The sequence below is a fragment of the Burkholderia metallica genome (assembly GCF_902832845.1).
Lineage (GTDB): Bacteria > Pseudomonadota > Gammaproteobacteria > Burkholderiales > Burkholderiaceae > Burkholderia > Burkholderia metallica.
In genome coordinates, this window is sequence record NZ_CADFDB010000002.1 from 240468 (window position 1) to 263545 (window position 23078).

The window sequence follows — 23078 nt, forward strand, 5'->3', positions numbered from 1 at the left end:
CCCGGGGCGATATGGCAGGAGACAACCATGAAAACGAAGGCCACCGCGCCGTCAATGGCGGGCGATGTCACGACGCTCGCCGACTCGACGAGCTTCGAAACAAAAACGTATGCGAAAGTCGGACGGCGCCTGATACCGTTCCTGATGCTGTGCTACCTGGGCGCTTATCTCGATCGTGTCAACGTGGGTTTCGCAAAACTGCAGATGCTCAACGACCTGCGCTTCAGCGAGACCGTGTATGGCCTTGGCGCCGGCATTTTCTTTCTCGGTTATTTTCTCTTCGAAGTGCCGAGCAATCTCATGTTGCACAGAGTAGGCGCACGAAACTGGCTCGCTCGCATCATGCTGACCTGGGCCGTGATCTCGGCCTCGTTTGCCTTCGTCAAGTCGCCCACGACGTTCTATGTTCTCCGCTTCATGTTGGGCGTGGCCGAGGCGGGGTTCGCGCCAGGTGTCATTCTGTACCTGACTTACTGGTTTCCTTCGGCACGGCGCGCAAAAGCACTCTCGCTCTTTTTCATGGCTATTCCGCTGGCCGGCATCGTCGGCGGCCCGCTGTCCGGTTACATCCTGCATGCGTTCCAGGGCGTACAAGGATTGGCTGGCTGGAAGTGGCTGTTCATCCTCGAAGCGCTGCCGTCGTTGCTCCTTGGTGTCGCGATCCTGTTCTACCTCGATAACGGTATCGCTGCCGCGAAGTGGCTCACCGATGCGGAGAAAGCGCTCCTCGTGCGAAACGTGGCGAACGACAACGCGCACAAGATCGCGCATGTGTCGATCGGGTCGTTCATCGGCGATCGTCGTTTGTGGTTGATGGCCTCCATCTACTTCTGCGTCGTGCTCGGTCAATATGGGCTCACATTCTGGCTGCCGACGATCATCCGCAGATCCGGCGTGGCCGATCCGCTGTGGGTGGGCGTGTTTACTGCCATCCCGTACCTGTGCGCCATCATTGCGCTGCCGCTGGTGGGAGCGAGCGCGGACCGCCATCGCGAACGCCGTCTGCATCTTGCGATCCCGATGCTCATATCGGCAGTCGGCTTCGCCACGCTGCCGGCGCTGGGCGGTGTCGGCGCGTCGCTGGTGTGTGTCAGCGTTGCCGCCGCAGGCATTCTCGCTTCGTCGTCACAGTTCTGGTCGCTGCCGACCGCGCTTCTCGGCGGCATGTCCGCGGCGGCGGGTATCGCGGCGGTGAACTGTTTCGCCAATCTCGCCGGCTTCTTCTCGCCGGCCATCGTGGGCTGGTTGAACGATCTGACCGGTAAATCGACGGCGGGGCTCCTCTTCATCTCCGTCGCCATCGTCATCGGTGCCGGGCTCGTTTTCCTCGTGCCGGCCAAAGCCGTCAATCGCTGACGCCGTCCGCCCCTGCAAAGACTCGCCTTTTTTGAATCAAGGATCCGTCATGAACATTCCGTATCGGATGGGCTGACGCTTGCCGAGCGCGCCGTCGCCGCTTGTCGCCACTTCACGGTAATCGGCAATTCCGATTTTTAATTTGGCAAAGCACGCCGCGGCCACGCGCTCTTTCAACGCCACGTCCCGACAATTCTTGACTGTGTCCATACCTACGAACTGGTAGGATGTCCGTCGCCTGTCATAGTCGGCAGCCACAGGGCGCTTAACTGTCCCCTTTTAAAACTCGCGATCGGCCGACCTGCCGCGCCCTGAGCGACACGGTCCGCCAACCGCACCCCTACCCCGTAGAACCCCGCAACACCCCGGCCTCGCCCCGCGCGACCCGTTGCAGTAACCGTTGGAGTGGCGCCTCGCGCGCCAGCAAGCATGAAGAACCCGAAGCAGCCGCCCCGCCCCCCGCACGACAAAGACCGCACGCCGCTCGCGCGTGCCGGCGCGTTGCTGCTGATGGCCGGCCTGCTGTACCTGCTGTGGCCGTCGGCCGAAACCGCCTACCTCGCGATGGAGTCGGTCATACGCTGACGCCGCCGCGCGTCCCGCCCGTGACTTGCGCTATACTCCCCGCCATGGAAATCAAACCTGCCTCGCCGAACGTGCATCGCTGGTGGCGCGCCTGACCAGGCGGCCCGTTTCCTTTTGCATGTCCCAAACGTGATGCCGCCAGCCATGGCGGCATTTGCGTTTCTGCGCAGACATCATGGCTGGCGGCTTCGACAACCCGGAGCAACGACCAACATGACCCACCCGACCCGCCCGACCATCCTCACCGGCGACCGCACGACCGGCCCGCTGCATCTCGGCCACTACATCGGCTCGCTGCGCGCACGCGTGCAGATGCAGCACGAAGCGACGCAATTCCTGCTGCTCGCCGACACGCAGGCGCTGACCGACAACATGGGCCGCCGCCAGCGCGTCACCGAGAACGTGATCGAGGTCGCGCTCGACTACCTCGCCGTCGGCATCGATCCGGCGATCTCGACGATCGTCGTGCAGTCGCAGGTGCCCGAGCTCGCCGAGCTGTCGCAATACCTGCTCAACCTCGTCACGGTCGCGCGCCTCGAACGCAATCCGACCATCAAGGAAGAGATCCGCCTGCGCGGGTTCGAGCGCGACATCCCGGCCGGCTTTCTCACCTACCCGGTGAGTCAGGCAGCCGACATCACCGCGTTCAAGGCAACACACGTGCCGGTCGGCGACGATCAGTTGCCGATGATCGAGCAGACCAACGAACTCGTGCGCCGCTTCAACGCGACCGTCGATCAACCGGTGCTGGTCGAATGCGAGGCCGTACTGTCGTCGGTCACGCGGCTGCCGGGCATCGACGGCAAGGCGAAGATGAGCAAGTCGCTCGGCAACGCGATCACGCTCGGCTCGACGCCCGACGAAATCGCGCAGGCCGTGAAGGACATGTACACCGATCCGAACCACCTGCGCGTGAGCGACCCGGGCCAGGTGGAGGGCAACGTCGTGTTCACGTTCCTCGACGCGTTCGAGCCGGACGTGGCGAAGGTCGACGAGCTGAAGGCCCACTATCGCCGCGGCGGCCTCGGCGACAGCGTCGTCAAGCGCGTGCTGAACGAGCGGCTGCAGGCGCTGATCGAGCCGATCCGCGCGCGCCGCCGCGAGTTCGAGACCGACAAGGCCGAAGTGATGACGATCCTGAAGCGCGGCACGCTGCATGCGCGCGAAGTGGCCGGTGCGACGCTGGCCGACGTGAAGCGCGCGATGGGGCTCACGTATTTCGATTGAGCGGCGCTGCGGATGCGCATTGCGGGGACGCGATGCGCTCCGGAGGTTACCTGCTCCGAAAGCCCCACACGTTCCAGCGACAGGCATTGACCGTCGGCATGCTGCACAAAGCGATATCGCTCGGAACGTGGGACTCCAAAGCGATCGAAAACTAGCGTCCGCCCGTTCTCACGTGATCTGATACGTCGACGCCGGCACGAACTCCTCGGGCAACGGCCGGTCACCCAGTTCCAGCACCGACCGCTCGATCGTGCGCGTGATCGCATCGAGCGCGAGCGCATTCGGCGCGAGGCCGAACGGCTCGGCCACCTCGTTCGCGATCGCCTCGAGCGCGATCAGCGTGTACGAAATGAACACGCAGATCAGCGGCGTGAAGAACTCCGTCGAATCGACGAGCCCGAACGGCAGCAGCACGCAATACGCATACACGGTGCGATGCAGCAGCACGCTGTACGAAAACGGAATCGGCGTCGACAGGATGCGCTCGCACCCCCCGACCGATTTGCCGAGCTCGTCGAGCTGCGCCTCGAACATCCAGCAGGTCGTTTCGCTGCCGGGCGCGCGGCCCAGCGCGCGGACGATACCGCCGCGCAGTTCGTCGAGGATCGCGACCGGCTTGTAGCATTTGCCGCCGAGCGCGGCCGTGCGCTCCGCGCCGAGAATGCGATGCAGGTCTTCGGTCGGATCGGTATGACGCAGCTGATGCTTCAGCGCATACGCGAGCGCGATCAGCAGATCGGCGAGCCGGTTGCGCTCGGCATCGCTCACGCCGTCGGGCAGGTAGCGATGCAGTTGCGACGTCACGGCGCGTGCGGCGATCAGCAGGTTGCCCCACAGATGCCGCGCCTCCTTGAAGCGCTCGAAGCTCGCGTTGTTGCGAAACCCGAGAAAGATCGCGAGCGCGAGCCCGAACAGCGTGAACGGCGCTGTGTTGAGCGGAATCTTCTCGCCGAAGATGCGCCCGTTCGTGAAGACCGCCAGCGTGCTGACGACCGCCATGAACACGAGCTGCGGAATGATCGATTGCAGCACGGAGCCGTTCCATACGAACAGCATCCTGAGCCAGTTCTGTCGTGGTCTGACGATCATGGTGTTGTCTCGACTGCCAAAGTAATACGCAAACGCCATCCGTTGCGCGCGCACCCGATGCGCAACGGCCCGCGCGTGGCGGGCCGCTTTCACTCGGGTGCCGGGCCAGGCTGGGCGCAATGATACGCCCGCGCCGGCCGTGCCCCGTCACATCGCTTGCCGCTCAGTGATAGCCGATGTCGCCCTCGCGCACCTTGCCGCGGAACACGCGGTACTGCATCGCGTTGTACACGAGGATGATCGGCAGCACGATCACGGTGCCGACGAGCGCGAACAGCTGGCTCGAATGGCTCGACGACGCGTCCCAGATCGTCAGCGACGGCGGCACGATGTTCGGCCAGATGCTGATCACGAGCCCCGTGTAGCCGAGGAACACGAGCGCGAGCGTCAACAGGAACGGCGTGGCCTCGTGCGCACGCTTCACCGTGTGGAAGATGCCCCACACGCAGGCGACGACGAGGACCGGCACCGGCAGGAACCAGCCGAGGTTGCCGCTGCCGAACCAGCGGTGCGCGACGGCCGGCAGCCCGATCACGGTCCACAGGCTCACCACGCCCATCACCGCGAGCAGCACGCCCGTGAGCGGCTTCATCAACAGCCGCATCTTGCGCTGCAGTTCGCCGTCGACCTTCAGGATCAGCCAGCCGCAGCCGAGCGTCGCATAGGTGACGAGCACGCCGATCCCGCACAGCATGCTGAACGGCGACAGCCAGTCGAACGGCCCGCCCGCGAACTGGTGGTTCTCGATCTTGATGCCCTGCAGCAGCGAACCAAGCACGATCCCCTGGCAGAACGCGGCGAGCGCCGAGCCCCCGATGAACGCGAGATCCCACATGTGCTGCGTGCGCGTGGCCTTCGCGCGCAATTCGAACGCGGCGCCGCGGAAAATCAGGCCGACCAGCATCAGCACCAGCGGCAGGTAGTTCGCGGGCAGCAGCGTCGAATACACGACCGGGAACGCGCCGTAGAGGCCCGCGCCGCCGAGCACGAGGAACGTCTCGTTGCCGTCCCACACCGGCGCGACGGTGTCGAGCATCACCTGGCGCTCGGCTTTCGCGTCGAAAAACGGAAACAGCAGGCCGATGCCGAGATCGAAGCCGTCCAGCATCACGTAGATGAATACGCCGAGGCCGATGATCGCGGCCCACACGACAGGAAGATCGATGTGCATGGCTTACTCCGCTTCGGTCACGTTCAGCGGCGTGGACAGCGCGCTCTTGCGCAGCCCCGGATGCCGGTGCAGCTCGATATACCCGGCCTGCGCGGCCGGCCCGCGCTTCATCAGTTTCATCATGTAGTAGATACCCGTTCCGAACACCAGGAAATACACGACCACGAAGATCAGCAGCGACACGCCGACCTGCTGCGCGCTGAGCGGCGCGACGGAATCGACGGTGCGCAGCACGCCGTAGACGGTCCACGGCTGACGCCCGACCTCGGTCGTGATCCAGCCGGCCAGCAGCGCGACGATGCCCGACGGCCCCATCGCCACCACGAACCACTGGAACCAGCGCGTTTCATACAGGCGCCCGCCCTTTCTCAGCAGCAACCCGAGCAGCGCGGTGAGCAGCATCAGCATCCCGAGGCCCGCCATGATCCGGAACGTCCAGAAGATGATCGGCGAATACGGGCGGTCCTGCGGCGCGAATTCCTTCAGCCCGCGAATCTCGCCGTCCCAGCTGTGCGTGAGGATCAGGCTGCCGAGGTGCGGCACCTGGATCGCATAGCGGGTGGTTTCGGCCTGCATGTCGGGCAGCCCGACGAGGTTCAGCGCGGTGCCGCCCTTCTCGGTTTCCCACAGCCCCTCGATCGCCGCGATCTTCGCCGGCTGGTATTCGCGCGTGTTCAGCCCGTGCGCGTCGCCGACGACGATCTGGATCGGCGCGAGAACCAGCAGCATCCACAGCGCCATCGAGAAGCTGCGCTTCACCGGCTCGTCGCGGCGCCCCTTCAGCAGGTGCCATGCGCCGCATGCGGCGACGATGAAGCCCGCGACGATGAACGCGGCGATCGTCATGTGCACGAGACGGTACGGGAACGACGGGTTGAAGACGACCTTGAACCAGTCGACCGGCACGACGAGGCCGTTCTCGATCTTGTAGCCCTGCGGCGTCTGCATGAAGCTGTTCGACGCGAGAATCCAGAACGTCGAGATCAGCGTGCCGACCGCGACCATCAGCGTCGCGAAGAAGTGCGCGCGCGGGCTCACGCGCTGCCAGCCGAACAGCATCACGCCGAGGAAGCCGGCTTCGAGGAAGAACGCCGTGAGCACTTCATACGTGAGCAGCGGGCCGGTGATGTTGCCCGCGACGCGCGAGAAGCCGGCCCAGTTCGTGCCGAACTCGTACGCCATCACGACGCCGGAGACCACGCCCATCCCGAAGCCGATCGCGAAGATCTTCGACCAGAACTGGAACATGGATTTGTAGGCGGCGTCGCCGGTGACGAGGTAGCGCCATTCCAGCACCGCCAGGAAGCTCGCCATGCCGATGCTGATCGCGGGAAACACGATGTGGAACGACACCGTGAACGCGAATTGCAACCGGGCGAGATGGAACGCATCGAAGATTTCCATGACCGTAATTTGCTCGTGGTTGTGAGGACGTACGCCCGAAGCAGGAAATCGCGCGACGGCTTGGCGACAACACATGCGAACACAAACGGTTACTCGCATGGCATCGAAGCGTGAATGACGATATCGCGTTTGCAACGATACTCGCAATCGTTCGAACGTGCGCTGAAACTGTGCTGCTGCCGTGGCCGAAGATGTGTGCACGGAAAACACATTTCGTGCCTGCGGGACGCTCAGCTGTACTGCTTTCCGCGTAGCGGCGCTGTACATCCGGCTCGCCTTTCATCCCCGTTAACATCCGATCCAACGCTTGCCTGCCGCCACGGCGCGCCTTCTCCGGCCGAATCCGCCCGGCAGCATCGATTCCCGTGGTTGGGCGCATGCGCCCGACCCGGCCGGCCCCCCCGGCCGATCCCCTGGAGAAAACCGCATGGAGTCCTGCATCCGCCGCGACGACCCGACCGGCAGCACCGCGTGTCATGTGACGCGTCACCGTGCCGGCGAAGCGCGCGACACCGTCGACCGCGTCGTCGACGAAACGCCGGTTGCACTCGTATTCAACGGCATCGCGCACACGGTCATGATGGCCACCCCGATCGATCTCGACGTATTCGGCCTCGGCTTCGCGCTGAGCGAAGGCATCGTCGAGCGCGCGTCGGACGTGTTCGACATCGAAAGCGAATGGCGGCCCGGCAGCGCCGAAGTGCGGCTCACCGTGTCGCAGCAGGCATTCATGGCGATGAAGGCGCACCGGCGCGCGCTGGCCGGCCGCACCGGCTGCGGCGTATGCGGGATCGAAAGCATCGCACAGCTCGACCTGCACCCGCCGCGCATCGCCGCCGCCGGCTCGGCCGCCGGGATCGGCGCGCAAGCGCTCGAACGCGCCGCGCGGGCGTTGCCGGCCCGTCAAACGCTGATGCGGGAGACGGGCGGCATCCACGCGGCCGCGTGGTGCGACCGCGATGGCGCGGTGCTCGACGTGTTCGAGGACGTCGGCCGCCACAACGCGCTCGACAAGCTGATCGGCCGGCTCGCGCGGCGCCGCGCGAACCTTCACGACGGCTTCGTGTTCCTGTCGAGCCGCGCAAGCTACGAACTGGTGCGCAAGGCCGCGCGGGTCGGCATCCCGATGATCGCGACGATCTCGGCACCGACGTCGCTTGCGATCGACGTCGCCCGCGAAGCCGGCGTGCGGCTGCTCGGCTTCTGTCGCAACGACGGCTTCGTCGAGTACGTGTCGCCCGACGCCATCCACCCTGATCAACCGGCGCCCGCTCGGGCGCATCCGGCGCTCTCCCGATGAACCCACTGACCGATTTCGATACCGCGCAGCAGCATTTCGCGAGCGCATTCGCGCCGCTCGACGCCACCCGCGCCGTCCCGGTCGCGCAAGCCGCCGGCCACGTGCTGGCCGCGCCGCTCACCGCCGTGCTCGACCAGCCGCCGGTCGACCAGAGCGCGATGGACGGCTACGCCGTACGTCACGCGGATCTCGCATCGGGCGAGCCGCTGCCCGTCGCGCAACGCTGCTATGCGGGCGACACGCCGGCGCCGCTGGCCCCGCGCACGGTCGCGCGCATCTTCACCGGCAGCGTGATACCGCCCGGCGCGGACACCGTCGTGATGCAGGAGCACGCCCGCGAGCAGGACGGCCGGGTCGTATTCGACGCGCCGCAGCGCGACGGCACGCATATCCGCCGCCGCGGCGAGGAAGTGCGCGCCGGCGACCTGCTCGTGCCGGCCGGCGTGCGCATGGGCGCGATGCACGTCGGCGTGGCGGCCGCGCAGGGGCTCGCGCGCGTCGACGTGCGGCCGGCGCTGCGCGTCGGCATCCTGACGACCGGCGACGAGCTCGTCGCGTGCGGCCAGCCGCGTGCTCCGCAACAGATTTACAACAGCAATGCGCCGATGCTCGCCGCGCTGGTCGCGGGAACCGGCGCCGCGGTCGCGATGAACGTGCATGCGGCCGACACCGCGCCCGCCGTCGATCGCGCGCTGCGCGACCTGCACGCGGGCTGCGACCTCGTGATTTGCGTCGGCGGCGCGTCGGTCGGCGACAAGGATCTGCTGCGGCCCGCACTGCACGCACTCGACGCATCGTTCATCGTCACCGGTGTGCGCATGAAGCCGGGCAAGCCGGTTGCACTCGCCCGGCTCGACACGCGGCCGGTGGTGCTGCTGCCCGGCAATCCGGGCGCCGCGATGACCGCGTTCGCGCTGTTCGTCGCGCCGCTGATCCGCCGGCTGCAAGGCCGCGACGCGCGCGTGCCGATCGTGCCGTCGCTGCCGATCGACGCCGACTTCGAGCCCGATGCGCAGCGCGAGCGCTTCGTGCGCGTGCACTGCGCGGTCGGGCTCGACGGTGCGCCCGGCCTCGATACGCTGCGCCAGCAAGGCGCCGGCACGCTGCAATCGCTCGTGCAGGCGAGCGGGCTGGCCCGGCTGCCGGCCGGGCGGCGCATCGCGCGCGGCGACGCGGTTCCGTATTACGAATTCGCGCAGTGGCTCGCATGAGCGCGACGGCCGTCATGCGTCCGACCCACGGCATTCGCCGCCGCGCCGCCCGCATCGCGAACTGTATTCCTGCAATTCGGACGCGATTGTGCCCCTGCCGGGAAAACCCGGCGGACTATCCTCACGATGAGGCTCGTCACGCGCCGCGCGAGCGCACATCCGCACGCGTTCGTCCGACCGGGGACGCCTCACCGCTTACTTCTTGCAGGCCGACGAACCGATCGTGAATGCCATCGCTTCCGCCGCGCCGGCCGCGGCCGCACCTTCCGGCCGCGCATCGCCCGGCGCTTTTCTCCGCACGACCGACACGCTCGGCCGCCCGCTGCGCGACCTGCGCCTGTCCGTGATCGACCAGTGCAATTTCCGCTGCGGCTACTGCATGCCGCGCGACACCTTCGGCCCCGACTACGCGTTCATGCCGTCGTCCGACCGGCTGTCGTTCGCACAACTGGAGAAGATCGCCCGCGCGTTCACGTCGCTCGGCGTCGAAAAAATCCGCATCACGGGCGGCGAACCGCTGCTGCGCCGCAATCTCGAAGCGCTGATCGAACGCCTCGCCGCGCTGACGACCGTCGACGGCAAGCCCGTCGAAATCGCGCTGACGACCAACGGTTCGCTGCTCGCCGCGAAGGCGCGCTCGCTGCGCGACGCGGGGCTGTCGCGCGTGACCGTCAGCCTCGATGCGCTCGACGACGCGGTGTTCCGCCGGATGAGCGATGCCGACGTGCCCGTGTCGCGCGTGCTGGCCGGCATCGAGGCCGCGCAGGCGGCCGGGCTCGCACCGGTCAAGGTCAACGCGGTGATCGAACGCGGCGCGAACGACGAGCAGATCCTGCCGCTCGTGCGGCACTTCCGGCATACGGGCGTGGCCGTACGATTCATCGAATACATGGACGTCGGCGGCGCGCATTTGTGGTCCGGCGACAAGGTCGTGCCCGCCGCGCAGATGCGCGAGACGATCGACGCGCACTATCCGCTCGTGCTCGTCGGCGAACCGGCGCACGACGCGACCGCGATCCGTTGCGCGCACATCGACGGCGCGGGCGAAGTCGGCTTCATCGCGAGCGTGTCGCATCCGTTCTGCGGCACCTGTTCGCGCGCCCGCGTGTCGGCCGACGGCACGCTCTATACGTGCCTGTTCGCGACGCAGGGCACCGACCTGCGGCCGTGGCTCGACGACGCAACCTCGACCGGCGATCTCGCCGCCGCCGTGCGCGAGCGCTGGACGCACCGCGACGACCGCTATTCCGAGCGTCGGGCCGCCCGGCCGGCCCGCGCGCCGGGCAAGACCTATCCGACCGTGCGCATGTCGCTGGTCGGCGGCTGAGGGGCCGCCGCGCGACCCGGAACGCACTGCCCACAGGAGAACCTGTCATGACGACCTTCACCGAATCCCGCGCCGGGCTGCCGGACGATCCGTTGCATGCCGCCGGCCCCGCACCCGACGGCACGACCGACCCGCACCCCGAGCCGCCGCCGGCGATCACCGCCGGCTTCGAAGTGCGCGTGCAGTACGTGCCGATCGACGCGGGCGCCGAGCTGGCGCCGATCGTTCGCAATCCGAATGTCGGTGCGGTCGTGAATTTTCTCGGTGTCGTGCGCAACGAAGGCGACGTCGACGACGTCGTCGCGCTCGAAGTCGAGCACTATCCGACGATGACCGAACAGGCGCTGTGGAGCATCGTCGAGGAAGCGAGCGCGCGCTGGCAGCTCGAAGCGATCAAGATCGTGCATCGCGTCGGCCGCATTCCGCTCGGCCAGGCGGTCGTGCTGGTCGTGGTGGCCGCCGCGCATCGCGGGTCCGCGTTCGATGCATGCGAGTTCCTGATGGACTTCCTGAAGACCCACGCGCCGTTCTGGAAGAAGGAGATCCGCCACGACGGCGCATCCGGCTGGGTCGAGGCGAAGGCGCACGACGATCAGGCGATGCGGCGCTGGGGGTGAGCGCGCCCGCTGCGCGTTTTCCGATTCTGCCGGTTCCGCCCATTCCGCCGATTCCGATTCCATTCAAGACATCGCAATGAAACTGACGATCAAATACTTTGCAAGCATCCGCGAGCAACTCGATACCGACGAGGAAACCGTCGAGATCGATGCGCGCGAACTGACCGTCGACGCGCTGCGCAGCACGCTGGCCGCGCGCGACGCACGCAGCGCTGAAGCGTTGCGGATGGACCGGCCCGTGCGGGCGGCCGTCAATCTCGAGATGGTGACGGGCGGCTTCGTCGTGCGGGAAGATAGCGAAGTGGCGTTTTTTCCGCCGGTGACGGGCGGGTGACATGACGATGGGCCCCAATTCATCATGACGTCGACGGCCCCGTGCAGCACACGCCCGCAGGTTTCGAGAATTGCCGCCGGGCGGGCGGCGTCGCGACGCTGCTGAAAGATTTCGAAGTGCCCGGCATGTTCACCGGGATCACGGTGTACATGCGCCTGATGGCCGTGATCCCGGGGCCGCTGCATCGATGGGTCGAGTCCGCACCGGTAATCGGCCATTCGACTCAGCGAAATGACCGCAAGCCGTTGTCATTGGTCGAACTTGATCAAGTCCTTGAAGATCAGTCGACCCCAGCTTTTCCCGCGCGCATGCACAAGTAGTCCACCCTCCGACAGCCCGCCGAGTTCGATCGGCGCGAAACCGAGGTTTTCCGCAAGCTCGCCGATCTTCGCTGCTGCGGTGTCGTCGTCGCTCGCGAGAAACACGACTCTCCTGCCACCGTGCTCGGCCGGATTCCGATCGAGGACGGCCGCGACCAGATGGTTGAAGCCTTTCACCAGCCGGGCTCCGGTGAACGCCTTCGCGACGAAGGCAGAAGAAGGGAGACCGCTCAGCTCCTCGAGCGGGGTCTGCGTGTTCATCGCGTCGACGATGGTCTTCCCCGTCCAGTCGGGCAGTGCTTTTGCGACGTCCGCGTGCGACTCGAAACGCACTGCCAGAAAGATGATGTCCGCCTTGACGGCTTCAGTCAGGGTTTGGGGAATGATCGTGGGGCCGATCGCGGCTGCCTCGGCTGCAAAGCTCTTCGGGTCGCGCGTGGTTGCAACGGCCACCTCGATACCGTTGCGGGCGAACGCCCTGGCAAGTGCGCGGCCAATCTTGCCGAAGCCGATGATTGCGTAACTCATAGGTTTCTCCGTCGTTTCCCGGCGCGCTCAGAGCTTGTAGCCGCCGCTCGCTTCGATCGTCTGGCCTGTCACCCAATGGCCATCGTCGGAAGCGAGGAAAGCGACGACGGCGGCGATTTCCGAAGGCTCGCCACAGCGTCCCAGCGCGATCTGGGCCTCGAGCGCCTTGACGAGTTCGGGGTTCTCCCGCAAGGCTGCGTTCGCATCCGTTCGCGTGTAGCCCGGCGCGACCGCGTTCGCGGTGATGCCACGCGGCCCCAGTTCGATGGCGAGCGTATGGGTCAGCGTGTTGATGGCCGCTTTCGCCATCGAGTAGACAGGCGCAGCCGTCACGGGCTTCGTGGCGGCAGCGGACGAAATGTTGACGATGCGTCCGCCATCGGCGAGACGATCGAGCGCGGCCTGAACGATGAAGAAGGGCGCGCGGGCGTAGACCGCCATCAGGGTGTCCCAGCTCTCCGGCGTCGCGTCCTTGAAGCCGACCCAGCCGGAATTGCCGGCGTTGTTGACCAGAATGTCGAGGGCCTTGCTGCCGTTCCGTCGGGTGAACTCGTCGTCAAGTCTCTCGAACAAGGCCGGGACGGCCGCCGGGTCGACGAGGTCCGCATGGATCGCGAACGCGGTGCCGCCCGCTTTCTCGATGGCCGCGACCACCTCGTCCGCGGCGGATTTGCTGGCGTTGTAGGTCAGCGCGACCAGCACGCCGTCCTTTGCAAGACGTTCGGCAATGGCGCGGCCAATGCCTCGCGATGCCCCCGTAACGAGCGCTGTCTTGCCCTTCAGCGATTGAGTCATCTGTCTTTTCCTCAGAGTTGTGCGAGGCCACCGTCCACGGCAACCTCGCTGGCGGTCATGAAGCTGCTGTCCGACGACGCGAGAAAGGCGGCCACCGCCGCGATCTCCGCCGGATCGGCCATACGCTGGAGCGGATTGAGCGAAGCGAAAACCTTCATGCCTTCCTCGCCGAGCGCTTCCTTCGCGAGTTCGGTCGCAGTCGGCCCAGGGGACAGCACGTTCACCCGGATACCGGTGCCCTTCAGGTCCTCTGCCCAGGTCCGTGCGAGGTTGCGCACGGCCGCCTTGCTCGCGCTGTAGGCGCTGAATGCCGGGGCGCCCGTGGTGCCGGCGCTCGATCCGGTCAGGATGATCGAACCGCCCCGGCCCATCAGAGGCAGCGCCTTCTGGACCGTGAAGATCGAACCCTTCACGTTGGTATCGAAGATTTCGTCGATGTGCCCGGCGGTAATCTGGCCGAGTGGCAGCTGGCTTCCCGCCCCGGCATTGGCGAAAACGACGTCGAGGGTGCCGCGCTCGGCCTTCACCGCCGCGTAGAGCCGGTCGAGGTCGGCCAGGTCGGAGACCGAGCCCTTCACTGCACGGGCATTGGGCCCGAGGTCGGCCACGGCGGCGTCGAGTGCTTCCTGCCGGCGGCCGAAGATGAAGACGAAGGCGCCCTCCTCGATGAAACGCTTTGCCGCGGCGCGGCCGATGCCGGTAGCGCCACCGGTGATCACTGCGGTCTTTCCGTTCAGTCTGTTCATGTCTTGCATCCTTCGAAACAAAAGCGACAAACCGATTCTGAGGCCCTTGATTCATAAAGCCAATTGACTGAATATCTATAAATACCATCTACTTTCTAGATAGATATGCTGGACAACGTCACCATCAATCAACTTCGGGCATTCGTCGCCGTGTGTGACCAGGGAAGCTTTTCCGGAGCGGCAAGGCAGCTGAGGCGCGCACAGTCCGCGATCAGTCATGCGATCGGCGCACTCGAGAGCGCCTTCGATGTGGTGCTGTTCGAGCGCAACACTCGCAAGGCGACGCTGACGGCCGCGGGCCGCAGCCTCCTGCCCGACGCGCGCGGGGTCATCTCGCGCACCGAGGAAATGAAGATGCGTGCGGTTGCGATTGCCGAAGCCGGCGTCCCACAGGTCTCGATTGCCGTGGATAGCTATTTCCCACGTGCGCACCTGATCGAATGCCTGCGCACCTTGCAGGCGGACTTTCCGACGGTTGCGATCAATCTGCGCATGACAACCATGCAGGGCGGCGAGCGCCTGGTTCTCGAAGGCACGTGCGCATTGGCGGTGACGATCACGGACGTGCCGGAGCTGAGCCCCGGTACCATAGAGCGGCAGCATCTATGCGACGCACAAATGGTGACCGTCTGTGCGCCATCGCATCCGCTGGCCTCGATCGCGGGGCAAATTCCACGGGAGGAATTTGCCCGGCACATCCAGCTCGTTGTAACGGACAATCAGCCCGATGCGGAAAAGACACAACAGGGGGTCGCCAGTGAACGCCAGTGGTGGGTGAATGATCTCGGCGCGAAGCACGATCTGCTCAGGGGCGGCTTGTGCTGGGGTCACATGCCGCGCCATATGGTCGATGACGACCTCGCGAAGGGAACACTGGTCGAACTCCAACGGCGCGCATGGCACATGCGTCCGCTCACCTTCATGATCTCGCTGCGGCGCGGGTACTCGATTTCCGAATGCGAGGCGCAACTCGTTGAGCGTCTCGGCGATTGTCAGAGCTGCCCGACGGATGCTACCCAGAGCCCGGTCTTGCACAAGACTAAAAAAACCGGAAAACCCGTCAAGCCTGGGGAGCAACCAGTACGGCCCGTCGCTCGTCGGCGGACGTCCGCAAAGTAGATGACCGGAAGTCCGCTTTCTCGAATCCTCGATGGCAGCAATGCTCGGAATCGAGTTCTCTCCGCTTACGCATTGGTTGGGATGTTTCTCGCTGTCGTTGCACTGGTAAGCATCTTTGGCTGTCTGGGTCGATTCAGCCAGTGACGGTCAAGGGCGAACATTGAAAGGTAATCTGGCGCCGGGGGCCAGTTCGTTTCTCATTGCGGGTGGGCCCGTAGATCGTCGACAATCTTCGCGCGAATTGAATCGAAGTCTTCAAACTGACGCACGGGAAGCTGCCATGAGAGATTCGAAAAACTCGTTCATTCTGTCGGCGATCGATCCTGATCTTCTGTACCCGTGCCTTCAGATCCGATTCGAAATCGACGATGTTGAGGCGCTGCGGCGGCTCGTCGACCCGGACGCCCCGGAGGATGCCGAGCTTGACGATTGGTATCTTCTGTCGCCGATACAGGTCGCCGACGTTTGCGAATTCTTCGCGATCGACTTTGAACACGGGTCACGCGAAACCATCCTCGCGAAATATGTGAAAGACCGTGTTCCTGTACCGTACTTTGTCCATACTGGTTACGAGCTGGCTTTGATGGTGCAAGGGCGCAAACCATTCGGGTTCATCGATTTCGACAGCGAATACCGGCCATCGGTCGAACGGAAGGCTCGCTTTGACGAGTATGTGGCTCGAGGTGTCTTGCACTCGCAGGAAATCATCGTCGACGCACCGGTGCGTCACGGCCGTCCGGCGCGGCGAATCGGGCAAATCCTATATGCGCTCAAAGGCGAGGAGTGGCGCATCCCGGCTTTGGAGTTTTTCCGTCAGAATCTCAACCGGCAAGGCGATGGCTGCGAAAACATGGAGCGACTCGAAGGTGCGTTGCTCGGTTACGAACCATGGCAAAACGACTGGTGGATCGAGCATCTCGCGCGCAGCGATAACGGTCTTTACGGCGCGTCTAGTATCGTTAAAGTGAATCGGGCGCAATTCGACTGGCTCGTTCACGCGGGTTTCCGAGCGCTTCCACCGTTTGACGGACCGACGTTCACCCTTTATTCATCCCACTGGATCGGGGACGACGACATGAAAGCTGCGATGCGGGACGACCCGACGATCGAAGCGTTCGTTCAGTTCAACGGCGGGCAGGCTCACATCCTGCACGCAGCCGATTTTCGAACCGCTGGGCCTTATGAGATTCCTGCGACACTGATTCCGACGATAAACCGTCACCTCTTGCGCGCGGTACGGGTCTTGATCCGTCGAAGTGATTGCCTCGAACCTTCTTCGTAAGGACGAGGCCGGTCAGTTGTTGTCGGTGCAGAGGCGATGGCGAGCGGCAGCTACCGCCATGAACGGCCACTCGGCCTCAGCGCCTGAATCGTCGACGTCGGCGTCAGGCTGATAAAGACGTGACCCGGGCTGCATTGCCACTGCACCGGCGGCGCATCTCGTAAGCTTGCAGGTCGCATTATGTCTCGTTCATACGGCAGTTCGCGGTTCGCGACAATCGTTGCGTCAGAAGTTGCAAGCGGCAGGCAAGACGCAACGATTTCTGCTTTCAATGCGGAGGCGGGCTCCGGTTGGAGCGCGGCTACGCTCCGCTCGAATGCTTGGCACCGGCGACCGGTGAAACAATGGAGCAACCGACGTGATAGTGCAAGGTAAACGGGTGGCCGTCGTGGCGCCGGCGGGTATTCCTGACAGGGATAACCTGGCGCGGGCCGTATCGCTGCTGGAAAGTTGGGGGTTTTCCGTCTCTGTCGGCGCGCACGTAGCTGACCGGTTCCGGTATCTCGCGGGATCTCATCAGGATCGTATTGGCGATTTGCTTGCGGCGTTGTCAGACCCGGCAGTCGATATCGTCTGGATCGCACGCGCCGGCTATGGCTCTGCGCATGTGCTGCCCGCGCTGCCCACTACCGTGCCACGAGAGAAAACCGTGATCGGCTTCTCCGATGCGACCGCGCTTTTCTGCGCGCTGAAGCAGATTCCCGGCATTAACGTAATTCACGGACCGACGCTCAACGGCCTCGCGACGAAAGTTGACGAGGAGTCGCGCCTCAGCGTTCTGGGCGCACTCACCAGGGTCTCGCCGACGCCACTGCCACTCGAACGTCTGCATGGGTCGGCTGATTCGATCGGGGGGCCGCTTGTCGGCGGCAATCTCACGGTACTCGCGAGCATGGCCGGCAGCCGTTGGCAGCCTAGATTTCGCGACTCCATTGTCGTTCTGGAGGACGTTACTGAACTTGCATACCGCATTGACCGTAGCATCATGACGATGCGTCACGCCGGTATCCTCGATGGCGCACGCGCGATTGTGCTCGGCGACTTCATCCGCTGCCCGTTGCCAGCCGGGGCCAACTACTTACTCACGGACGTTCTGCTGGACGTGCTGGCGCCGCTCGGCGCCCCGATCTATGGGGGCCTTCCCGTGGGTCATGGTCAGCGCAATCTGTCGTGGGTGGTTGGACGGCCTGCCGAGATCCGCGGAGGCATGTTGCTGCGATAGCTTTGCCCTTCGCACACCCTGTCCGATCGTCTATTGTCGGGAAGCGGACGGGATTCGGCCACATCGTGACGTTCGACAGTGCCGCTTGAACCGCCGACAATCGACGTTGACGCCACAAGCCGCGATGCCAGGACGCAAGATGCCGAACGATCTGAAACAGGCAGCCTATTGGGTTGCGTTTATTCTTGAACACTGCCCATTTCCAAATCGAGACGCGCTGGCAGCGCAGTTCTCGAATGCAGAGATAGTCAGACTCTGTGAATGCGGATGCAACACTTTCGGCCTGTCGTTGGCCGCGCCCGATAAAGTGCCTCCCATCGCCGTCGCAGCGAGTGGGCGACCTTATCGCATGGTGTTTGAAGCGGACTTCCGGGATCGGCGGGAACCGGAAGGTCGGGGATCGATCGAGATTCTGCTCTTTGCCGACGAGTCCGGGCATCTTGCCGATGTCGAAATCAACTATTGCGGGAACGGCATACCCGTCCCTGAAAATCTGGATCTGGAAATTACGCCTTATAACGTCTTCGTCAGCGAATCGCTCATTTTGAATTGAGCGGGAGCAGTACAGGACGGTCTGAACGGTGAATGACTGCTGTCTAGGCGATTGCCGGAGTTGCCCGAAGGATGCTACCCAGAGCCCGGTCTTGCACAAGACTAAAAAAACCGGAAAACCCGTCAAGCCTGGGGAGCAACCAGTACGGCCCGTCGCTCGTCGGCGGACGTCCGCAAAGTAGATGACCGGAAGTCCGCTTTCTCGATTCTTCGATGGCAGCAATGCTCGGAAGCATCTGCCGCTGCTACCGTGTCCAACACCTCACGCAACAGCTGAGGACGGGCAGCCAGCCATTCAGCTCGTCGAAGGTATTACTTCGGCCATCGCCATGACGGCTCGGACAGATGCTCCGCAAAATAATCGGACAGCGCAGCCACCTTGGCGGGACGGGCGCGCGCCGATGGCGTGACGAAGTAAAGGCCGCCCTTCGTCAGCGACCAGTCGGTGAGGATCGCTTCGAGGCGGCCATCGGCCAGATACTCGGCGGCGATGAATTCGGGCAGCTCGGCAATTGCGAGTCCGTCAAGCAGCGTGGGCAGCAGCGCATCGGAATTGGTCACGCGCAGCGGACCGGCCGGCATGACCGGCTCCTCCTCCCCCGAGGCGTTCGTGAAGCGCCAGACGTCGCTGCGTGCGCGGTACGCGTATGAGAGACACGGCCGGCCCACCAGTTCGCGCGGATGCGCGGGCCGTCCTTCGCGCTTCAGGTACGCGGGCGACGCCACCACAAATTGTGTGACCGCGCATAGCCGTCGCGCCACCAGCGACGAATCCGGCAGCGCGGCAATGCGCAGTGCGGCGTCGAAGCCATCGGCAACCAGGTCGACCGACGCGTCCGATAGATGCAGGTCGATCGACACCTCCGGATACGCGCGAAAGAACGCGGGCAGCAGGGGCGCGACCCAGCGCAGCCCGAACGACATCGGCACGGCCAGACGCACCAGTCCTCGCGGCTGCACCGACATCTCGCGCGCGGCGCTTTCTGCTTCTTCGGCCTGACGGTAGATCTCCCCGGCCGTCTCGCAGATCGTTCGGCCGAACTCGGTGAGTGAGAGCTGGCGCGATGTGCGGTTGAAGAGCCGCGCGCCTAGCCGGTCTTCCAGACGGGCGACGCCACGAGACACCGTGGCCACCGATACCCCGATCGCGCGCGCCGCGGCCGCGAACGATCCTTCCTCGGCGACCTTCGCGAACATCGCGAGTCCTTCGAAATCAGGCAGCTTCGCCATTTCCCCTCATCTTTTCATTTTTGCAACGGTTGATTTCAATCAATTCTATTTCGAAAAGATAAGGCCGTCGATATTCTCCTCACATCGCAGCACGCAACACCGAACGCAGTCATCCAGTTACCGACCGAAAGGAGAAACACCATGGCACGCAAGCTCGACAACAAGATTGCACTCGTTACCGGCGCAACCAGCGGCATCGGCCTCGCGACCGCACAGCGTTTCGCGGCAGAAGGCGCGCACGTCTACCTCACCGGCCGCCGTCAGGCCGAACTCGATGCCGCGGTGAAGGGCATCCGCGAAGCAGGCGGCAACGCGACGGGCGTACGTGGCGATTCCACGAAGATGAGTGAGCTCGACGCGCTGTATGCGCAGATCAAGGAAGAACAGGGGCATCTCGACGTGCTGTTCGCGAACGCCGGCGGCGGCTCGATGCTGCCGCTTGGCAGCATCACCGAAGAACACTACGACGACACCTTCGATCGCAACGTGAAGGGCGTGCTGTTCACGGTACAAAAGGCGCTGCCGCTGCTCGCCGAGGGTGCGTCGGTGATCCTCACGGGTTCGACGGCAGGCAGCGCGGGCACGGCTGCATTCAGCGTGTATTCGGCATCGAAAGCCGCAGTGCGCGCCTTCGTACGCAGTTGGATTCTCGATCTGAAGGACCGCCGCGTCCGCGTGAACACGATCAGCCCGGGCGCGACGCGCACGCCCGGCCTGCTCGACCTCGCCGGTGACGATGCCGCCCAACGCCAGGGTCTCGCCGATTACCTGGCTGCCCAGATCCCGATGGGGCGTCTCGGCGAGCCGGGCGAGATCGCGAGCGCCGCGCTGTTCCTGGCCTCTGACGATGCGAGCTTCGTGAACGGCGTCGAGCTATTCGTCGATGGCGGCCAGCAGCAGGTCTGAGCGCAGCCTGGGCGCGCGGTTGCGGCGCCCTCGACGATCGCACCAGCGCCCGGCGAATGCGCGCGTTTGAGCGAATGCACATCATGATCGAACATCGTCCTTACCTTTCGCTTGGCGTAGTCAGGCGCAACCGGCTCGATACGCGACTGCATTTCCGCTTCGGCGAATGCGGACGAGTCGGCCATGCGCCGCTTGGCGCGCTCTACGTGTGGAACGACGATGAGTTCGCGCCGCGCTCGGGCTTCAACCTGCATGCTCACCGCGACGTTGAGATCGTGACATGGGTGTGCTCGGGCGCGATCACGTATGAAGACGACTCGGGCAATCGCGCGCGACTGGTCGCCGATTCCCTGCAGGTGATGAGTGCGGGCACCGCGGTCCACCATGCCGAGCGTAACGAAGAAGATGTGCCTGCGCGGCTATTCCAGATCTGGTTACATCCGCACACGCCGGGCGGCACGTCCCGTTGGGCGACGCGTATCTGTTCGCGCGGATGTCGCGAAGGCCGCTTCGTCACGCTGGCGAGCGGCGATGCCGACGATGTGCGCGCGGGCGCGCTGCCTATTCACGCGGACGCGCGCGTGCGTATCGCGACGTTACGCGAAGGCACGACGGTGCATCACGTGTTGCCGGCGTCACGCATGGCGTATCTGGTTGCCGATCATGGTCGGCTGGATGTCGGGGAAATCCGGCTCGCGCCACGCGACGGAGTTGCCATACGCGACGAATCGCAGCTTACGTTGGTAGCGCGAGACGACACCGATGTCGTGATAGTCGAGCTTTTACGGTAGGGAAATTATTCCGTTGCGCTCGCGCGCGATGGCATTCTTCACGGGTTTCCACGTTTTGCACACGACTCGGTTTGGTAGCTTTAAATGGCGGCTTTGCGATGAGGATCCGACGTCGATCCCGCGCGACCGGATGTCCGTGACGGGCCGGCAAGCGACATCCCCATGAATCCGCGAAGAACCAAGAAAAAGCCGGCACCAGGCCGGCTTCGTCGTAAAAGCGCAAAACCCCGCGCACGCCCCTTCACCGCATGCAAGCCGCGGCCAGCTTGCCGACCGTGATCACCGCTTGCTCGATCTCCGGCGACCACGGGCTGCTGTAATTCAGCCGGATGAAGTTCCGGTAGCTGTCCGTGATCGAGAACATGTAGCCCGGCCCGATCGTGATTCCCTGCTCCAGCGCGAGCTGGTACAGCCGCATCGCGTCGACCTGCGCGGGCAACTCGACCCACAGCACGTAGCCCCCCGCCGGGCTCGAAATGCGCGTGCCCTCCGGAAAGAACCGCGACACCATCGCGCGCATCAGGTTCGCCTGCTGCGCATACGCCTTCCGAATCCGCCGCAGGTGATGCTCGTAGCCGTCGCGTTCGAGAAACTCCGCGATCGCGAGCTGCGGCAGCGACGGCGTCGCGAGCGTGTTCAGGAATTTCAGCTTCTCGACCTGGTCGCGATAACGGCCCGGCAGCGCCCAGCCGATCCGGTACGCGGCCGTCAGGCTCTTCGAGAACGACGAGCAATGCAACACGATCCCGCTGCGGTCATAGGACTTCAGCGAACTCGGATGTGCGTCGCCGAAGTACAGTTCGTTGTACACACCGTTCTCGATCAGCGGCATGCCCGCGTTCGTCGCGAATTCCACCAGCTCGCGCTTGCGCGCATCCGGCATCTGGAAGCCGAGCGGGTTCTGGAAGTTCGGCATCACCATGCACGCGGCGATCGGCTGCGATTTCGCGATCGTGGCCAGCGCCGCGACGTCGATCCCGTATTCCGGATGCGTCGCCACCTCGATCGCCTTCATCCCCATCCGCTCGATCGCGTGCAGCATCGCGTAGAACGTCGGCGACTCCACCGCGATCGTGTCGCCCGGCTTCGCCACCGCCTGCAGACACAGGTTGATCGCCTCCGTCGCGCCCACCGTCACGATGATCTCGTTCGGGTCCACCGACATCCCGTTTTCCAGGTAGCGCCGCGCGATCTGCCGGATCAGCCGCGGATGGCCGGGCGGCAGCCCGTCGGTCACGCCCCACAGCGACTTGTCGCGGCCGGCCGCATACGCGTAGCGGTTCAGCTTCTCGAACGGGAACAGGCTCGGGTCCGGATACGGCGAGCCGAGCGGCACCGCGTCGTCCGTGCCGATCGAGCGCAGCGTCGACAGCACGAGCCGGCTCACGTCCACCGACGACGAAATCGCGATCGGTTTCGACGGCCGCAGCTCGCGCACCGGTGCATGGCTGTCGTCGCGACGCAGGTTCACGAAATAGCCGGACTGCGGGCGGCTTTCGAGCAGCCCGCGGCTTTCCAGCAGCAGATACGCATGCAGCACGGTCGTGATGCTGATCCGGTGCTGCTGGCTCGCCTGCCGCACCGACGGAATCCGGTCGCCGTGCCGGTACACGCCCTGGCGGATCAGGCGCTCGATGTCGTCCGCGAGTTTTTCATAGAGTTTCATCGCGTGCCTCCCGCCGGTGTGCGCGGCCGCACGGCCATCCCACGCGCATCCGGCGCGCACGCGTTTCGCCCGCCGACCGGGCCGTCGTGATTCCTGATCCTTCCCTCCGGTTTTGCCTTTTCCATCGCCTGGCTCTCTTGAAGATGCGCCAACAGGGGTCCGGGACGACTGGATCTGCGGCACTGTGCACTTGATGATGGAATCTTAAGAGCAGAACAGTTGGCGACGAGTACACACATCGATCGCGCGAACAAGAGTACAGTTCGGCGCGAATCGCGCATGGCGGGAGAACTGTACGTC

At 64.6% G+C, this 23078-nt stretch carries 23 protein-coding genes; 14 read left to right on the top strand and 9 right to left on the bottom strand.

Annotation, left to right across the window (positions count from 1 at the left end; genetic code table 11):
• The first annotated feature begins 27 nt into the window (after positions 1 to 27).
• Complete coding sequence (locus HWX08_RS08450) at positions 28 to 1356, top strand: MFS transporter (RefSeq protein ID WP_174920362.1); 1329 nt, start codon at positions 28 to 30, stop codon at positions 1354 to 1356.
• Between the two features lie 36 nt (positions 1357 to 1392).
• On the opposite strand, the gene HWX08_RS08455 is transcribed toward HWX08_RS08450, so the two are convergent.
• On the bottom strand, positions 1393 to 1566 hold the full coding sequence (locus HWX08_RS08455; protein ID WP_174920363.1) for a hypothetical protein: 174 nt from the start codon (positions 1564 to 1566) through the stop codon (positions 1393 to 1395).
• A 219-nt stretch (positions 1567 to 1785) separates the two neighbouring features.
• Here HWX08_RS08455 and HWX08_RS08460 point away from each other — a divergent pair, with 219 nt between their 5' ends.
• Both HWX08_RS08460 and trpS read left to right on the top strand, forming a co-directional pair.
• Positions 1786 to 1941, top strand: a complete 156-nt coding sequence (locus HWX08_RS08460) for a hypothetical protein (protein WP_167375384.1) — start codon at positions 1786 to 1788, stop codon at positions 1939 to 1941.
• A gap of 213 nt (positions 1942 to 2154) precedes the next feature.
• Positions 2155 to 3168: a tryptophan--tRNA ligase gene (gene trpS, locus HWX08_RS08465; protein ID WP_174920364.1), complete on the top strand. Its 1014-nt coding sequence runs from the start codon at positions 2155 to 2157 to the stop codon at positions 3166 to 3168.
• Between the two features lie 168 nt (positions 3169 to 3336).
• Here trpS and HWX08_RS08470 read toward each other — a convergent pair whose 3' ends face one another.
• The 3 genes from HWX08_RS08470 to HWX08_RS08480 all read right to left on the bottom strand — a co-directional run bounded on the left by HWX08_RS08470 (position 3337) and on the right by HWX08_RS08480 (position 6832).
• Positions 3337 to 4257: a bestrophin family protein gene (locus tag HWX08_RS08470; protein WP_174920365.1), complete on the bottom strand. Its 921-nt coding sequence runs from the start codon at positions 4255 to 4257 to the stop codon at positions 3337 to 3339.
• A 163-nt stretch (positions 4258 to 4420) separates the two neighbouring features.
• Positions 4421 to 5428, bottom strand: coding sequence for a cytochrome d ubiquinol oxidase subunit II (cydB, locus tag HWX08_RS08475; protein WP_069258405.1), 1008 nt, complete (start codon positions 5426 to 5428; stop codon positions 4421 to 4423).
• Between the two features lie 3 nt (positions 5429 to 5431).
• Positions 5432 to 6832 (bottom strand): cytochrome ubiquinol oxidase subunit I, encoded by a 1401-nt coding sequence (locus tag HWX08_RS08480; RefSeq protein WP_069258404.1) that lies wholly within the window; start codon positions 6830 to 6832, stop codon positions 5432 to 5434.
• Positions 6833 to 7259: 427 nt separating this feature from the next.
• On the opposite strand from HWX08_RS08480, the gene fdhD reads away from it, so the two are divergent.
• The 5 genes from fdhD (at position 7260) to moaD (ending at position 11621) form a co-directional block, all read left to right on the top strand.
• Complete coding sequence (fdhD, locus tag HWX08_RS08485) at positions 7260 to 8132, top strand: formate dehydrogenase accessory sulfurtransferase FdhD (protein ID WP_174920366.1); 873 nt, start codon at positions 7260 to 7262, stop codon at positions 8130 to 8132.
• Complete coding sequence (locus tag HWX08_RS08490; RefSeq protein ID WP_174920367.1) at positions 8129 to 9343, top strand: molybdopterin molybdotransferase MoeA; 1215 nt, start codon at positions 8129 to 8131, stop codon at positions 9341 to 9343. Before fdhD ends, HWX08_RS08490 begins: the two co-directional genes overlap by 4 nt.
• Before the next feature lie 202 nt (positions 9344 to 9545).
• A complete protein-coding gene (gene moaA, locus HWX08_RS08495) occupies positions 9546 to 10670 on the top strand; it encodes a GTP 3',8-cyclase MoaA (protein WP_174920368.1) in 1125 nt (374 codons plus the stop codon).
• Positions 10671 to 10717: 47 nt separating this feature from the next.
• Positions 10718 to 11287: a molybdenum cofactor biosynthesis protein MoaE gene (locus tag HWX08_RS08500; protein ID WP_069258400.1), complete on the top strand. Its 570-nt coding sequence runs from the start codon at positions 10718 to 10720 to the stop codon at positions 11285 to 11287.
• Between the two features lie 76 nt (positions 11288 to 11363).
• On the top strand, positions 11364 to 11621 hold the full coding sequence (gene moaD, locus HWX08_RS08505; RefSeq protein ID WP_069258399.1) for a molybdopterin converting factor subunit 1: 258 nt from the start codon (positions 11364 to 11366) through the stop codon (positions 11619 to 11621).
• Between the two features lie 248 nt (positions 11622 to 11869).
• Here moaD and HWX08_RS08510 read toward each other — a convergent pair whose 3' ends face one another.
• The 3 genes from HWX08_RS08510 to HWX08_RS08520 are packed head-to-tail and all read right to left on the bottom strand — an operon-like array spanning position 11870 to position 14010.
• Positions 11870 to 12469, bottom strand: a complete 600-nt coding sequence (locus HWX08_RS08510; RefSeq protein ID WP_174920369.1) for an NADPH-dependent F420 reductase — start codon at positions 12467 to 12469, stop codon at positions 11870 to 11872.
• Between the two features lie 27 nt (positions 12470 to 12496).
• A complete protein-coding gene (locus HWX08_RS08515; RefSeq protein WP_174920370.1) occupies positions 12497 to 13264 on the bottom strand; it encodes an SDR family NAD(P)-dependent oxidoreductase in 768 nt (255 codons plus the stop codon).
• Between the two features lie 11 nt (positions 13265 to 13275).
• Positions 13276 to 14010 (bottom strand): SDR family NAD(P)-dependent oxidoreductase, encoded by a 735-nt coding sequence (locus HWX08_RS08520; RefSeq protein ID WP_174920371.1) that lies wholly within the window; start codon positions 14008 to 14010, stop codon positions 13276 to 13278.
• A 105-nt stretch (positions 14011 to 14115) separates the two neighbouring features.
• Between HWX08_RS08520 and HWX08_RS08525 the strand changes: the two genes are divergently transcribed.
• From HWX08_RS08525 to HWX08_RS08540, 4 genes are all read left to right on the top strand, one after another.
• Positions 14116 to 15129: a LysR family transcriptional regulator gene (locus HWX08_RS08525; RefSeq protein ID WP_174920372.1), complete on the top strand. Its 1014-nt coding sequence runs from the start codon at positions 14116 to 14118 to the stop codon at positions 15127 to 15129.
• Positions 15130 to 15409: 280 nt separating this feature from the next.
• Entirely contained in the window at positions 15410 to 16411 is a 1002-nt protein-coding gene (locus tag HWX08_RS34310; RefSeq protein ID WP_226262379.1) for a hypothetical protein, read from the top strand.
• A gap of 358 nt (positions 16412 to 16769) precedes the next feature.
• Entirely contained in the window at positions 16770 to 17633 is an 864-nt protein-coding gene (locus HWX08_RS08535) for an LD-carboxypeptidase (protein ID WP_174920373.1), read from the top strand.
• 139 nt (positions 17634 to 17772) lie between these two features.
• Positions 17773 to 18186, top strand: a complete 414-nt coding sequence (locus tag HWX08_RS08540) for a hypothetical protein (protein ID WP_174920333.1) — start codon at positions 17773 to 17775, stop codon at positions 18184 to 18186.
• Positions 18187 to 18497: 311 nt separating this feature from the next.
• On the opposite strand, the gene HWX08_RS08545 is transcribed toward HWX08_RS08540, so the two are convergent.
• Positions 18498 to 19415 (bottom strand): LysR family transcriptional regulator, encoded by a 918-nt coding sequence (locus HWX08_RS08545; protein WP_174920374.1) that lies wholly within the window; start codon positions 19413 to 19415, stop codon positions 18498 to 18500.
• Between the two features lie 141 nt (positions 19416 to 19556).
• Here HWX08_RS08545 and HWX08_RS08550 point away from each other — a divergent pair, with 141 nt between their 5' ends.
• Both HWX08_RS08550 and HWX08_RS08555 read left to right on the top strand, forming a co-directional pair.
• Complete coding sequence (locus tag HWX08_RS08550) at positions 19557 to 20321, top strand: SDR family NAD(P)-dependent oxidoreductase (protein ID WP_069258393.1); 765 nt, start codon at positions 19557 to 19559, stop codon at positions 20319 to 20321.
• Between the two features lie 83 nt (positions 20322 to 20404).
• On the top strand, positions 20405 to 21112 hold the full coding sequence (locus HWX08_RS08555; RefSeq protein WP_174920375.1) for a pirin family protein: 708 nt from the start codon (positions 20405 to 20407) through the stop codon (positions 21110 to 21112).
• 241 nt (positions 21113 to 21353) lie between these two features.
• Here the strand turns inward: HWX08_RS08555 and HWX08_RS08560 are convergent, their stop codons facing one another.
• Positions 21354 to 22778 (bottom strand): aminotransferase-like domain-containing protein, encoded by a 1425-nt coding sequence (locus tag HWX08_RS08560; protein WP_174920376.1) that lies wholly within the window; start codon positions 22776 to 22778, stop codon positions 21354 to 21356.
• Between the last annotated feature and the right edge of the window lie 300 nt (positions 22779 to 23078).

Excerpts from the sequence above, each read along its gene's own strand:
- HWX08_RS08450 (WP_174920362.1), top strand. The coding sequence starts at position 28 with ATGAAAACGAAGGCCACCGCGCCGTCAATGGCGGGCGATGTCACGACG.
- HWX08_RS08455 (WP_174920363.1), bottom strand. The coding sequence starts at position 1,566 with ATGGACACAGTCAAGAATTGTCGGGACGTGGCGTTGAAAGAGCGCGTG.
- HWX08_RS08460 (WP_167375384.1), top strand. The coding sequence starts at position 1,786 with ATGAAGAACCCGAAGCAGCCGCCCCGCCCCCCGCACGACAAAGACCGC.
- trpS (WP_174920364.1), top strand. The coding sequence starts at position 2,155 with ATGACCCACCCGACCCGCCCGACCATCCTCACCGGCGACCGCACGACC.
- HWX08_RS08470 (WP_174920365.1), bottom strand. The coding sequence starts at position 4,257 with ATGATCGTCAGACCACGACAGAACTGGCTCAGGATGCTGTTCGTATGG.
- cydB (WP_069258405.1), bottom strand. The coding sequence starts at position 5,428 with ATGCACATCGATCTTCCTGTCGTGTGGGCCGCGATCATCGGCCTCGGC.
- HWX08_RS08480 (WP_069258404.1), bottom strand. The coding sequence starts at position 6,832 with ATGGAAATCTTCGATGCGTTCCATCTCGCCCGGTTGCAATTCGCGTTC.
- fdhD (WP_174920366.1), top strand. The coding sequence starts at position 7,260 with ATGGAGTCCTGCATCCGCCGCGACGACCCGACCGGCAGCACCGCGTGT.
- HWX08_RS08490 (WP_174920367.1), top strand. The coding sequence starts at position 8,129 with ATGAACCCACTGACCGATTTCGATACCGCGCAGCAGCATTTCGCGAGC.
- HWX08_RS08500 (WP_069258400.1), top strand. The coding sequence starts at position 10,718 with ATGACGACCTTCACCGAATCCCGCGCCGGGCTGCCGGACGATCCGTTG.
- moaD (WP_069258399.1), top strand. The coding sequence starts at position 11,364 with ATGAAACTGACGATCAAATACTTTGCAAGCATCCGCGAGCAACTCGAT.
- HWX08_RS08510 (WP_174920369.1), bottom strand. The coding sequence starts at position 12,469 with ATGAGTTACGCAATCATCGGCTTCGGCAAGATTGGCCGCGCACTTGCC.
- HWX08_RS08515 (WP_174920370.1), bottom strand. The coding sequence starts at position 13,264 with ATGACTCAATCGCTGAAGGGCAAGACAGCGCTCGTTACGGGGGCATCG.
- HWX08_RS08520 (WP_174920371.1), bottom strand. The coding sequence starts at position 14,010 with ATGAACAGACTGAACGGAAAGACCGCAGTGATCACCGGTGGCGCTACC.
- HWX08_RS08525 (WP_174920372.1), top strand. The coding sequence starts at position 14,116 with ATGCTGGACAACGTCACCATCAATCAACTTCGGGCATTCGTCGCCGTG.
- HWX08_RS34310 (WP_226262379.1), top strand. The coding sequence starts at position 15,410 with ATGAGAGATTCGAAAAACTCGTTCATTCTGTCGGCGATCGATCCTGAT.
- HWX08_RS08540 (WP_174920333.1), top strand. The coding sequence starts at position 17,773 with ATGCCGAACGATCTGAAACAGGCAGCCTATTGGGTTGCGTTTATTCTT.
- HWX08_RS08545 (WP_174920374.1), bottom strand. The coding sequence starts at position 19,415 with ATGGCGAAGCTGCCTGATTTCGAAGGACTCGCGATGTTCGCGAAGGTC.
- HWX08_RS08550 (WP_069258393.1), top strand. The coding sequence starts at position 19,557 with ATGGCACGCAAGCTCGACAACAAGATTGCACTCGTTACCGGCGCAACC.
- HWX08_RS08555 (WP_174920375.1), top strand. The coding sequence starts at position 20,405 with ATGATCGAACATCGTCCTTACCTTTCGCTTGGCGTAGTCAGGCGCAAC.
- HWX08_RS08560 (WP_174920376.1), bottom strand. The coding sequence starts at position 22,778 with ATGAAACTCTATGAAAAACTCGCGGACGACATCGAGCGCCTGATCCGC.